The following is a 14162-nucleotide window of genomic DNA, read 5'->3' as shown; positions in this document are numbered from 1 at the left end:
ATATTTGCACTACCCAAATTAATCTAAGTAAATAGATATGAGAAGCAAACACATTATTTCCAGACTCTTAGGGATCATTGGTATCCTAAGTTGTCTCCCATATATGACTCATGCATATAGCTTACGACAATTCTCTAACAAAGATGGATTATCCAACAGTGCTATTCTTTCCCTATACCAAGATAATCAGGGAGTCATCTGGATTGGCTCATGCGATGGCCTGAATATATACGATGGAAACAGCATACACGCATACAACCCACCTAATTCCTCTAAAACGTTACTATCAGGAAACCTGATTAATAACTTTATGGAAACTGGAAAAGACGTATTATGGATACAAACAAATTATGGACTCGACCGATTGGATCTAAAAAAAACAACAAGTCAGAGCTTTGTTGAATTCAAGGATAACAGGTTTATGACCAAAAGCAAGGATAACGAGCTTTTTACCTTAAAAGATGACGGGTATTTCTATTATTACCAACAAGAAAAAGGAACATTCCGAAAACTGGAAGTCCCCCAACCTGCATTCGAGTACATATTATCTACCACTATCGATGCAAACAACATACTGTGGGTGTTTACTTCCAACAACGACAATCGCAGTTATCAGATAAATAAAACAAAAGAAGGTCTCTCTCTAACCCCCAATCACTTCTTCAAACATTCCGAAAAACTACGATGGGCCTTCCCCGAAGGGCAATTAGTCTATTTCATCGACGAGACTTACTCACTGTATGAATATGACTTCAACAATCAGCAACAATATTTTATAGCAGATCTTAAGACGGAAATAGAAAAGCGCGGAGAGGTTTCTTCTATTATCAAACAGCAGAATGATTATTATATAGGTTTCAAAAGTAGCGGTTTGATCGTTCTGAAATATATGTCCGATCAGAAAATCAAGTACCAGATACAGTCTACCGAAATACACTCCGGTATCTTCTGCTTAATGAAAGACAAGTATCAGGACATTGTTTGGGTAGGAACCGACGGGCAAGGAGTATATATGTATTTTAATGATACTTTCTCAATCACCAACACACTGCTCGATACTCCTGTATACCAAATTAACAATCCCGTACGCGCTGTCTATTACGACAATGAACAAACTTTATGGATAGGAACTAAGGGAGGAGGAATACTACGACTCAAAGAATATTCCACAGAAAACGGAACATCAACGTCTTTCGAGCATATTTCTATCAATAACAGCACCTTAACCGATAATGCAGTCTATTGCTTTGCGCCCGGCTCCATGAACAAACTATGGATTGGTACGGAAAATGGCATCAACTATTACTTATACAAAAGTAAACAATTAAAAACATTTGCAGTAACAGCAGATGGTAAAAAAGTGAAGTATGTACATTCCATTCATGAACTGAATGACACAACTTTATGGGTATCTACCGTTGGCGAAGGTATTGTAAAAATTATTCTGAATAAAAATGGGATTGCTCCCACCGTTAAATCGGCAACAAGAATTATTTTGGATGGCGGTCGCCTGGCTTCTAACTACTTCTTTACTTCTTTTCAGGAGAATGACTCGATACTTTGGTTTGGGAACCGTGGATACGGGGCACATCGGCTTAATCTCGAAACCGGAAAGTTTACTCCATACAAATTCGATAATATTGTAAATAGCCAGATGGCCAATGATATCTTTGCCATCTACAAGAACGAAAATGGATATTGGTTTGCCACCAGTTCAGGCTTACTTCACTTCAATCAAGAAGACTCACAACATCATAATAAAGTTGAGTTGCTTTCAAAAAATACCGCACACGGCATGTTGGAAGATCAACAAAATAATATCTGGATAAGTACTAATCAGGGATTGGTGAGATTCAATCCCAAGACCCATACCGGTCAGACGTACGACAGAAAGAACGGACTGGAAGTTACCGAGTTCAGCGATGGGGCTTTTTATAAAGACATACCAACTGAAACTTTATTTTTTGGTGGGACAAACGGATTTGTTGCTATCAAGCCCAATGATTACAATATGGCAACTTACATGCCTCAAATAAGTATGAAAAGACTATCCATCTTCGGAAAAGAATATAACATCCATGACTTTCTATATGAAGAAAAAGAAAAAACGATCCTCCAACTAGATTATAGCCAGAACTTCTTTCATATTGATTTCATGGCAGTCGATTATATTAATGGAAATAATTATTCCTACTATTACAAATTGAACGAAGTCAGTAGCCAATGGATAGAGAGTGGCACATCCTCTAGTGCCGTATTTTCTAATCTTTCACCGGGACAATACACATTACTGGTAAAATATAAGAACAACATCAATGGAGAAGAGTGTGAACCTCAATCTTTTTTTATCCAGATCACTCCTCCCTGGTATTTAAGTAATTGGGCATATATCCTTTATTTCATTTTGATTTCATTGTTTTGTGCTTCTTCTATTTATCTACTTATCCGGCAATATCGACGCAGACAATATCGTATCATTGAAAAGATGAACCGGGAAAAGAAAGAAGAAATCTACGAATCCAAACTACGCTTCTTTACCAATATTACGCATGAATTCTGCACACCGTTAACTCTGATTTACGGTCCATGCGAAAAGATACTTGCTTACCCGCAATCTGATTCATACATCCACAGGTATGCAAAAATGATACAACAGAATGCAGAGAAACTGAATGCCTTAATTTTGGAACTACTAGAATTTCGCAGACTGGAAACCGGCAATAAAACCCTTTCTATTCAAAGATTGCCTGTATCAGACAAACTTCAAAATATAGTAGAGTCATTTGAGGAATTAGCTGAAAATAAAAAGCTGAATTACCGGTTGGAGATCGAACCGGGAATTGAATGGAATACAGATATCAGTTGTTTCAACAAGATAGCCAATAATCTAATATCCAATGCTTTTAAGTATACTCCGGAAAAAGGTCATATCACTGTCGGATTAAAGATAGAAAATCAACAATTAACCCTACACGTATCAAACTCCGGAAAAGGTATAGCAAAAGAAAACCTGAATAAAGTATTTGACCGTTACAAGATTCTGGATTCTGTCGAATTAAACGGGAAAAACTCACGAAATGGGCTTGGACTAGCCATATGCAAAAGTATGGTAACCCTACTGAATGGTGAGATAACCATTGAAAGTATCCCCAACGAAATAACTACATTTATTGTCACTTTACCAAAACTATCGCCGACAGAACAGGAAAAATCTCAAGAAGTATATCAGACAGGACAATTAAAGATCAGCATAGAGCCTATAGAGCTGGAAAAGACCATTACGAATTTCGACGTTTCGAAGCAAACGGTTATGATTATTGATGATGATCCTTCCATGCTTTGGTTTGTCTCGGAGATTTTTGTTGATAAATACAATGTATTATCTTTCAGTAACGCTAAGGACGCTTTAGCCAGCTTGGAATTAAAACAACCGGACTTAATCATTTCAGATGTGATGATGCCTGAAATTGATGGTCTTTCTTTTACCCATCATATTAAACAAAATAAGTTGTGGAGCCATATACCATTGATTCTTCTGTCTGCTCTCCATCATGAGGACGATCAAGTGAAAGGTATTGATTCAGGGGCAGATGCATACGTCACCAAACCTTTCAACGTAAAATACCTGGAAAAGATTGTTTATCGACTGATAAAGCGGAAATCCGAATTAAAAGAATATTATAATTCAGCATTCAGTGCTTTTCAGATAGAAAATGGAAATTGCATACACAAAGAAGATCAGGACTTTCTGAATAAAGTAATAGAAATTATAGATAAAAACATCGAAAATCCGGAACTTTCTGTAGAGTTATTGAGCAGCGAATTAGGATATAGCACCCGCCAGTTCTACCGGAAATTAAAGCCGATAACGGAAAAATCACCGGCAGACATCATCAAAGAATATCGTCTCACTGTGGCTGAACGTCTATTATTGACAAAGAATCTCACTATTGAAGAAATCATGGACAAAACAGGATTCACCAATCGGGGAACCTTCTACAAGGTGTTCTCTTTACGATTCGGTATGCCACCACGGCAATACAGGGAACAACAAAAAGAAAGTGTAGTAAAAGGGAGTACCGAACTATAACGGGCTGTTTTGCCCTATTCGTTACTTTGAATGTACTGGAAGCAATTCCAGTACATGTTCTCCCGCTTCCAAGTTTACTACACGCTCTCCCTTCACATTGTCGGGTGCATAAAATGTAGCAGTACTGTTTGCCGGAACAGTTACATGATAGATAATACGATTCTTTTTACGTTCCCATTTAGAACAGATTTCTCCATAAGGTGATTGATGTTTGGCCTCAAACTCATTTAATCCACTGGGGAAATTAGGGCGAAGAAGAATATGCTTGAACCCGGGATTTTCGGGGTCGGGGAAGATTCCACCCAATCCTTTATAGAACCATCCGCCAATTTCACCGAACATCATGTGATTGTCCGATATGTCACGTGTGGCATTCAAATCCCAGTTCTCCAGTAATGTGGTAGCACCATTGGCGATCCAGCAGCCCCATGATGGATAAGTGTCTTGTGCAGCTAATTTATAAGCCGTTTCAGCTTCACCGTTCTCACTTAACGCATTCAATATAGCTTTTGCGCCCAACACACCTACATCCAAATGAAAGCCGGCTGCTTCCACCTGTTTTGCCAGATTCCGGGCTACTTTTCTCTTCAACTCTTCGGGAACAATGCCCCATTGCAAAGGAACGCTCTGTTCCGTCTGAACGCCGCTACCATAAATGCCCATTTCTCTATTCAGAAACTTGTCATTAATCGCGTTCTTTATTTTATTGGCAAGAGCAGAATAATACTTATAGTCTTCCGTTTTATTAAACATCTTTGCGGCATTGGCAAGTATTTTGGTGTCCACATAGAAATAGACAGAAGAGGTCAGTTCCTTGGAAGAATGTGATTTAACAGGCACCCAGTCTCCTCTTCCCCATGAGGTCAATCCGGTCGGACTGGTGCGATCCACATAGTCTACATACCGCTTTATATTTTCATAACAGTCTGCCAACAGTTTATGATCGCCATAAAACATATAAATATTCCATGGAATAAGGGCAATAGTGCTTGTCCAATCCAGTCCATTATCCGTACCATATCCCCAGCCTCCTGTAGGGATAATATCGGGAAGTACACCATTAGGCTGTTGCTCATCTCTATGGTCGGCAAGCCATTTCTCATAAACAGTGATACCGTCATAATTGTATAATGCCGTTTCAATAGCAAAATGACCGTCGCCTGTCCATCCGTTCTTCTCACGCTGGGGACAGTCGGTAGGATACCCCATCAAGTTGGACAAATAGGCATTATTTGTAGCCCACCAAAGACGGTTGATAAGTACGTTCGAAGTATGAATCGTCCCTTTCTGCGGAACATCACTATGCACAAAGTAAGCTGTCAGATTATTCTCATTCAATACAAGGGGGTTAGTGCTTGTTACTTCCACGTATCTGAAACCTTTATAATTGAATCGTGCCATAAATTCATCCTCTCCCTTTCCACTCAAAACGAGGATGTCCGTTTGAAAAGGATCGGAGTTGTCTACCGGGCGGTGATACACATCAATATTTGACGTATTCACTCGTCCGTTGTCATACAACCGCTCACCATGTTTCAGTCTCACTACAGTTCCCTCTTCCCCGGAGACTTTAATGCGGGTGACTCCTGCCATATTGCGGGCAAAGTCGAATACATACGTTGTGTCATTAAGTTTCTTCCAGTTTTTTACGGGGATCGTTTCTACTGCACGAATCGGCTGCACTTGTTGTGACACCACATTCTGTGAAGGAACAGCCCTATATCCTACTCCGTTCCATTTAGAATCATCAAAGTTCACGGTATTCCAGCCTTTCTGTTCCAAACGGGCGTCGTAATGCTCGGCTGTATAAATGCTATTAAAGATCAATGCGCCGGATGAAGTTTTCCAGTCCCGCTCCGTAGAAACGACTTCAACGGAACTATCCTCATAAGTAATCCGCACATCCATACAGAAAGCAGGACGGTTACGCCAAGGTGCACGATGAAAGTCCCACACGGCCATTGACTGATGATTATACCATCCATTGCCCAACAACACACCAATCGCATTTTTCCCTTTCTGTATTTGGGAAGTAATATCATAAGTGACGTAGAAATTACGCCTGTCAAACCGGGTATATAACGGGTCCAGCCGGTGGTTTCCAATCTTCTCACCATTGATATACAGTTCATACAAACCTGCTACGGCAATATATGCCCTTGCCGACCGTATCTTCTTTCGTGCATCAAACACTTTCCGGAAATAGGGAGCAGGACGGTAATTAATATCTTTGTTATCGCTAATCCAAGCCCCTTGCCAGTGTTCCATCCCCATCATGCCCGTTTCGAAACTATTAATATCCGAAGAAGATTTCACTCCATCCTTATCCCATACATTCACTCTCCAATAATACTTGGTAAAAGGACGAAGTTCCTGTCCGGAATAGGTAATCAGAATCTGTTCGGAGTCCTTTTTGCCCGAATCCCAGATAGTTCCTTTCCCTGCAATCAATTCAAGAGAGTCTTTGTCTACGATGACTTGACAGGCTGTTTGTCGTGCTCCTTTTCGAGCATCATTCAGCATCCATGATAACCGGGGAGCAGGATTATCTATTCCCAAGGGATTCACCAAATAGTCACAAACCAGATTCACAGGTTTACAGCTGCCTGACTCTTGTGAAAATGCTGCTTGCAGCATTAAAAATAGTAATCCCGGTAATAGTGTCAATCGTTTCATTTTATCCAAAAATTAGTTTGTATTTTCTTTCAATCGGATGCCATATTTACATCGCGTGCTAATTTACGAAAAATATTGTATGGACGCTTTATCTACTTGCCTCAAAAAAGCTATATCTTTGCGGCCCGAATATATACTTGACTATGAATAAAGTTAATGGTTTACTATATGGGCTGCTTTCATCGGCTTCTTTTGGACTTATCCCTCTATTTACCATTCCTGCCATGCAAGCAGGGATGCAATTTGAATCGATACTTTTCTATCGTTTCCTGTTTGCTTGTCTGGCGTTAGGCGGAATCTTATTGGTGAATGGTCAATCATTTCGCATCAAGAGGCAGGACATTCCTTCCCTGTTTCTTCTTGCGCTTCTTTATTTAATGTCTGCCGTATTCCTGTTCTGGGGATATAAGTTTATGGCTAGCGGAGTTGCCACCACTATTCATTTCATGTATCCGGTGCTTACCACGTTAATCATGATGCTCTTCTTTAAAGAAAAGAAGTCCGGCTGGCGGATCGCTGCCATTGCATCCGCAGTGGCAGGAGTTTATTTCTTATCCGGCGGAGATACAAAAACGGGGAGCTTTTCTTTCCTGGGACTTTTCATTGTTCTTCTGTCGGCACTCGGATATGCGCTTTATCTCGTCACAATGAGCCAACTAAAAATTGGACAGATGAAGGGGCTACTGCTTACTTTCTACGTATTCCTTTTCGGAGGTATTCTCCTTTTTATCGGAACGGAAACCATCAGCCAGCTTCAACCCATCAGCGAATGGCATACTGCCGGTAACTTGATTCTATTAGCTTTAATCCCTACCGTAGTTTCTAATCTTGCTCTAGTAAGAGCCGTAAAAAGCATCGGCTCCACACTCACCTCTGTGTTGGGAGCTATGGAGCCGGTAACTGCTGTATGCGTAGGTATCTTTCTTTTCGGGGAAGCCTTCACCACAAGCATTGGTGTAGGTATTGCACTGATTATCGCTGCTGTAATCGTTATTATATTAAAACGATAAAAAATGCGGTTTCATCGGAATATTTACTTCATCGACCCATTTTTAATTCCTGAATAAGATGGGCTGCCTTACCGTATTTCTCTATGATAAAGAGCATATACCGCACATCTACCCCGATGCAACGCTGCAAATCTGGTTCGAATACGATATCACTGCTCATTGCTTCCCAGTTGCCATCAAAAGCCAAGCCTAGTAATTCTCCTTTGGCATTAAACATGGCACTGCCGGAATTACCACCTGTAATGTCATTGTTGGAGATAAAACAAACATTCATATCTCCCTGCGCATTGGCATATCTTCCGAAATCACCGGAAGAAAGCAAACTCAACAACTCCGGCTGAACGGCAAAGTCAATATCACCCGCATGTTCCTTCACTTTCTCAAAAATGCCTTTCACGGTTGTGTAGTAATCATAAGTGGCTCCATCAAAAGGAGTATATCCTCCAACCGTTCCGAAACTAAGCCGCATGGTAGAGTTGGCATCCGGATAAAAATTACGATCAGCATACATCCGGCGCATGGCTGCATTGAATAAACGCTCCCCCTCCTCTATCTGCTCGGAAGCCTCGGAAATGCTTTGATTCATCTCATAATACTTCACAATCAAATCCAGACTTAAGGAAACAGCCGGATCCTCTATGAGATTATAAGTAGTATCTCGCTCCAGAAAGCGTTTTAAGCCTTTAGGAGACGTTATATTGGAAGTTGCATACAAAGAGTCTACATAGGTCTGAATATTCCCGTTGTAGAGCGTATCTATCTTCTCATACATAGCAGGCAGAAACTTTTTATCCACTTTCGACTGATACTCTTTGAGCATGGCAGCAAAAACCTCCTTATCAATGGAAAGATCGAGATTATCATACTTCTCCAGTAACTTTTTCATGCGGGTTATCACCAACTTCTCTTCCGCCTCAAAGTCGAAATTGAGAATTTCAAGAGCAAGTTGCACCAACTCGGGACCATTTATAAACGATTCACCGAAATAAGCCAACGCACGATTGGTTTCACGGCGATTACTATAACTCAACTCTAAAGAAGAGAATAAACGAATCAGTTTTTCTCTCTCTTCCGGATGAGACTGAATCCAGTTACGAAGCGCTGCTTCAGCCACCCGTTTCTTTTCCAACACTTTCAAATGCTTGATGGCTTTATTCGTTCCGATGCTATTCTTCCAATAATTGGAGCTTTCATCGTATTTTGAAGCATACTTAATGCGAATATCCGGACGACGGTCCATCTCCCGTTTCCAGATGGTTTGTTTCACTCCCCGTACATCAATCATTGCCTGATTGATTCCATTCATCATCTCTTCGATACCATACGAGGAAAGGTAACGTTCCGTACTGCCCGGATAGCCAAGCGTCATGCAGAAAGAACCTTCTTTGTATCCATCCAAAGAAATGGGTGCTACATATTCGGGATGATAAGGGACGTTTTCAGGAGAATAATCCGCCGGACCATTCTTGGCATTAGCATAGATACGAAATACGCTGAAATCGCCCGTATGACGCGGCCACATCCAATTATCCGTATCCCATCCGAACTTCCCGACAGAAGAAGGAGGTGCAAAAACCAGGCGGACATCATTATAATCACGATAAACAGAAAGCCAGAATTCATTCCCTGCATAATAAGCATCTACAATACCAGTCAATGTAGAATCCTTTTCGGAGACTTCCATACTGATTACATTCATAATCGAATCAACAGCCACACGGCGTTCTGTTTCCGTTTTAGCATGCCGGGCGGCAGACAATACGCGTTTAGTAACATCTTCCGTACGAAGCAGGAAACGAACATACAATTCCGGATTCGGCAGTTCTTCCTCAAGACTACGTGCAAAGAAGCCATCTTTCAGGTAATCATGCTCCACTGAAGAATGTTGTTGAATACTGCTAAAGCCACAATGATGATTAGTAAACACCAGACCGTCTTCAGAAACCACCACTCCTGAACAGAAGCCTCCAAAACTGACAACAGCATCTGCCAGACATGGTTTCTTCGGATCATATATTTTATTCACAGGCATCTGCAAACCAAGTTCTTTCATTACCCGGTCAGTCTGTTTATTCTTTCGGAGATTTCCCAACAACCACATTCCCTCATCGGCAAATACATTCGACAGACAGAGAGAAAAGACTATCAAGACGGTTAGTCTGAACTTCATATTATTATTTTTAGATTCATTATTCTGTAATCAGCCTCAACTTCTTCGTTCCTACGCGGGCTTTCAGCCATTCGCTGATTTTCTCTTTTTCAGCAACAGACGGATGTCTGGCGAATTTAAGGACAGCCAATGTCACCGTATCCGTCTTCATCGAATCGACCCGCACTTCGAGCGAGTGAGCGATGGAAAAAGTTGTGATGGAAGGATAAAGCACCTTCAATTCGGGTACTAATGTACGACTCATAGCATCGTACGTTCTGTATTGCTCCAGTGTTGTCTCCAGTTGGGAAATTTTCACCGCCTGTTGTTGAAGCCGTTGCTCACTGTTTTTATAGAAGTCTTCCATGACCATGGCACGGATAGAAGATACATCTACCGCTTCATTGTTCATCCCCTGTAATACAATCAGTTTCGTATCTTCCAGCTTATACTCTTTCAACTTGCTACGAGCAATAGATATCGAAGCGTCAGGCACTTCAGGACCAATCAAAACAACCCGTACTTCTTTATGGTCATAGCTAATTTTCTTATCAAGTACCTGCGTATTCTCAAAGCTCAACTGATCGTTTATAAAACGATTGGCTGCTGCTTCATAGAAAGTGCTCTTTATAATTCCAAATGTCAGATAAACTGCAGGGCACATGGTAAGCACTACAATCAGAACGATGTATTTACGTACGGTCTTCTCACGGGTTTTATCCACAAACTCTTTCCGTTGGAAATGCATCACACGAACACCGAGGAAAGTAGCTAGGCTGATAAAAACAGAGTTGATAAAGTAAAGATAAAAAGCACCCAGGAAATAAATGAGATTACCGGAAGCCAGTCCGTAACCTGCCGTACAAAGCGGCGGCATCAATGCAGTAGCAATGGCAACACCCGGAATCACATTTCCTTTTTCCTTGGTAGAGAGAGCCACGACACCTGCCAAACCACCAAAAAGCGCGATGAATACATCATAAATAGTGGGCGATGTACGTGCCAGCAACTCTGACTGTGAACCGGCAATAGGGGCAAGAAGGAAAAAGATTGTTGCCGTAGTCACACTGAAAGCAGTCGTTATGAGAAAGCTCTTCAAAGAGCGTTTCATTAATTCAAAGTCATTCAGTCCGACAGACAGTCCTACTCCCATAATAGGTCCCATCAATGGAGAAATCAACATGGCACCGATAATAACGGCAGTGGAGTTCACATTCAATCCGAGTGATGCCATGAATATGGCAAAGATCAGAATCCATAAATTGGCACCTTTGAACTCTACCCCCTTACGGATAGAATCCACTGTGGCCAGTTCGTTATCCTTATCTTTTCTCAAGTCCAGATATTCTCCCAGAAAGGACTTGATAGCAAATTTATTACGTTCATCTGTCTTCATAGTTATTTCTTCTTTATAAATCGATTAATAACAGGAATCTGACTCAATGGTAAATCCTTTTTGATAATATAGGCTATAAACAGCAATAAGAGTACGGTACGGAAAGCGAGACGGAGCACTATATTAGGGATAGGAACCTGCTCTCCAATAACGTAAAGTACCGCTGCCAGCAGAACATAAAGTCCGAGGCTCTTCAAGTCATAATGAATCGGGTATTCTTTCTGTCCTATCCAGTAGGATAGCAACAAGATGACTGCATAGCCCGCAACAGAAGCCCATGCCGAAGCAAGATAACCGTAAACCGGCACAAACAGGATGTTCAATACAACAATAATAACACAACCAATCACCGAGAAATAGGCCCCCCAATAGGTTTTATCCGTCAGTTTATACCAAAAGGAAAGATTGAAATAGATCCCTTTACAGATCTCTGCAAGCATTACAATGGCTACTACCCCCAGACCTTCCCAGTAACCCCTTGCCACCAGATAACGCAACAAGTCGAGGTAGAACATGACAGCAAGGAAAGCCAGCAAGGAAAATATAAGGAAATACTTCATCGCAGCGGCATACATCTTCCGGTTGTCTCCTTCTCGGTCTTTGCCAAAAACAAACGGTTCGTAAGCATAACGGAAAGCTTGCGTAAACATTGCCATCACCATCGCAATCTTACTGGTTGCTGCATAGATACCCAATTGCACCAACCCTTCCTGCCGGTCTTCAAAAAGAAACGGATAGATCATCTTATCCACAGTCTGATTTAGAATACCTACCAAACCTAAGATTAATACCGGGAAAGAATATACGACCATTCGTTTCAGCAATACCCGGTCCAACTTATAAGCAAACCCCGTCAGTTCCGGGATAAAAAAGAACATCTGAACAACCGAGATAATCAGGTTGCTAATAAAAATATATCCCACTAAATAATCCGGATCATAAAACCAGGAGATAGTTGACGGACAATGTACATTCAGCCACGGGCACACCAATAGGAAAAATAAATTCAAACCGATGCCACCAACGATAGAGAGCAGTTTGATAGCAGCAAACTTAATAGGCCGCTTTTTATACCGTAAATAGGCAAAAGGAATGCATTGGAAAGAGTCTAAAGCTACCACAACAGCCATCATCGCTATAAACTCCGGATGATCGCCATAATCCAGTAAATTGGAAATGGGTTGCAGGAATAACAGGCAAAGGAAAACAAAAATCAAAGATACCCCTCCTACCGATAACAAGGAGTTGGCATATACTTTCATCGGGTCTTCTCCCGATTTGTTGGCAAAACGGAAGAAACCCGTTTCCATACCGAACGTAAGCAGTACAAGCATCAGGGCTGTAAACGCATATACGTTTGAAACAACTCCATAACCTCCGGTGGAAGCCGGCAATACCGCTGTGTACAAAGGCACCAGCATGTAGTTAAGGAACCGTCCGACAATACTACTCAACCCATAAATTGCCGTATCTTTAGCTAATGATTTTAGTCCAGCCATGTTTTATTAGTGATTATCATTCAGATTGGTTCAACGTTTCTTCTTTTGTTTGAACAACCAATCCATAAATCCGGGATAATTGAAAGCCGGATTCCAGCTCCCATGATTACAACCGGGGAATTCAATATATTCCACATCTGCACCGGCAGCTTTCAGTGCTTTATACGCTTCGCGAGAACCTTTCACCGGAACTACATCGTCCGCATCTCCGTGAAAGATACGAAATTTCACATCCTTGGCAACCGATAGCCGACTTGGATTGACTGTACCGCAAATAGGAACTGCAGCTGCAAAAATCTCCGGATAACGCACGACTAAATCATACGTTCCCATCGCTCCCATTGAAAGACCGATAATATAAACCCGTTGTGTGTCCACTTCGGGCATTACCAGATAAGAGTCGAGCAACTGTTTAAGCGTTTGCAATATAGGACTGATCTCTTGTCCCACTGGCATTTCTGTAGGGATAAGCGACTTCGGACGTCCTGTATAAGCCCAGTAACCGTCTGTCGGACACTGTGGAATTAGAACGAAAGCGGGATACTTCTCTTGATTGACCGGATTAAGAAACATCTGTCCACCATGAGTCAACTGTTTCTCATTATCATTTCCCCGTTCGCCGGCTCCATGCAGAAACAGTATGAGCGGATACTTTTCACCTGGCTTCACCGATTCGGGATGAATCATCCGATAAGGTAAAGAGTCTCCTTTAGAAGAGACAAAAATATCCCTCCCATATTCCTGTTGAGCCGATAAAGACAAGCTCAAAAAGAGAAAAACAAGTAAAGTAGTCCATTGCTTCATCATCCAACTATGCTTTATAAAGTTCTTTTATACCGTTAATACCACTTGTCACATGACGCTTTATGTTAGTCATTAAACAGCGTTTTCTGACTGTTATAAAGACTTCTTCCCAAATGTTTATAGGCAAGTTCGGTCACCTCACGTCCACGGGGAGTACGCTTCATAAATCCTTCTTTTATCAGGAAAGGTTCGTAAACTTCCTCAATGGTTCCCGCATCTTCTCCCAAAGCCGTGGCAATGGTAGTGATACCTACCGGACCACCTTTAAATTTGTCTATAATGGTGCAAAGTATCTTGTTGTCTATCTCATCCAGGCCGTACTTATCAATATTCAGTGCTTCCAATGCAAACTGGGCGATCTCCGTATCAATAGAACCGGAGCCTTTCACCTGCGCAAAATCACGTACCCGACGGAGCAAGGCATTGGCAATACGGGGCGTTCCGCGGCTACGGGAAGCGATCTCCGATGCTGCACGTACCGAACAAGGCACATCCAGTATGGACGCAGAACGACGAATGATATTGCTCAAAATATCAT

General features: G+C 41.5%; 8 protein-coding genes. 2 read left to right on the top strand and 6 right to left on the bottom strand.

Annotated elements, in window-relative coordinates:
* The first annotated feature begins 37 nt into the window (after positions 1 to 37).
* Positions 38 to 4090: a two-component regulator propeller domain-containing protein gene (locus ACT8YW_RS10825; protein WP_444104891.1), complete on the top strand. Its 4053-nt coding sequence runs from the start codon at positions 38 to 40 to the stop codon at positions 4088 to 4090.
* Between the two features lie 21 nt (positions 4091 to 4111).
* Here ACT8YW_RS10825 and ACT8YW_RS10820 read toward each other — a convergent pair whose 3' ends face one another.
* On the bottom strand, positions 4112 to 6766 hold the full coding sequence (locus ACT8YW_RS10820; RefSeq protein WP_444104890.1) for a glycoside hydrolase family 78 protein: 2655 nt from the start codon (positions 6764 to 6766) through the stop codon (positions 4112 to 4114).
* Positions 6767 to 6909: 143 nt separating this feature from the next.
* Between ACT8YW_RS10820 and ACT8YW_RS10815 the strand changes: the two genes are divergently transcribed.
* Positions 6910 to 7776, top strand: coding sequence for a DMT family transporter (locus tag ACT8YW_RS10815; RefSeq protein ID WP_004302970.1), 867 nt, complete (start codon positions 6910 to 6912; stop codon positions 7774 to 7776).
* Positions 7777 to 7804: 28 nt separating this feature from the next.
* Here ACT8YW_RS10815 and ACT8YW_RS10810 read toward each other — a convergent pair whose 3' ends face one another.
* From ACT8YW_RS10810 to ACT8YW_RS10790, 5 genes are all read right to left on the bottom strand, one after another.
* The gene (locus ACT8YW_RS10810) at positions 7805 to 9946 is read right to left on the bottom strand and encodes a S46 family peptidase (RefSeq protein ID WP_004302969.1); all 2142 of its coding nucleotides are present in this window, start codon (positions 9944 to 9946) and stop codon (positions 7805 to 7807) included.
* A 19-nt stretch (positions 9947 to 9965) separates the two neighbouring features.
* Positions 9966 to 11321 (bottom strand): TIGR00341 family protein, encoded by a 1356-nt coding sequence (locus ACT8YW_RS10805; protein ID WP_004324224.1) that lies wholly within the window; start codon positions 11319 to 11321, stop codon positions 9966 to 9968.
* 2 nt (positions 11322 to 11323) lie between these two features.
* Positions 11324 to 12820, bottom strand: coding sequence for an oligosaccharide flippase family protein (locus ACT8YW_RS10800; protein ID WP_004298043.1), 1497 nt, complete (start codon positions 12818 to 12820; stop codon positions 11324 to 11326).
* Between the two features lie 30 nt (positions 12821 to 12850).
* The gene (locus ACT8YW_RS10795) at positions 12851 to 13627 is read right to left on the bottom strand and encodes a dienelactone hydrolase family protein (RefSeq protein ID WP_444104889.1); all 777 of its coding nucleotides are present in this window, start codon (positions 13625 to 13627) and stop codon (positions 12851 to 12853) included.
* Positions 13628 to 13689: 62 nt separating this feature from the next.
* Positions 13690 to 14162, bottom strand: a 473-nt coding sequence (locus ACT8YW_RS10790) for a Holliday junction DNA helicase RuvB C-terminal domain-containing protein (RefSeq protein ID WP_444104888.1), incomplete at its 5' end; no start/stop codon positions are given.

This window comes from Bacteroides sp., from assembly GCF_052357945.1.
Lineage (GTDB): Bacteria > Bacteroidota > Bacteroidia > Bacteroidales > Bacteroidaceae > Bacteroides.
Note: the sequence above shows the minus strand (reverse complement) of the source record. Positions and strands in the feature narration are given on the sequence as shown.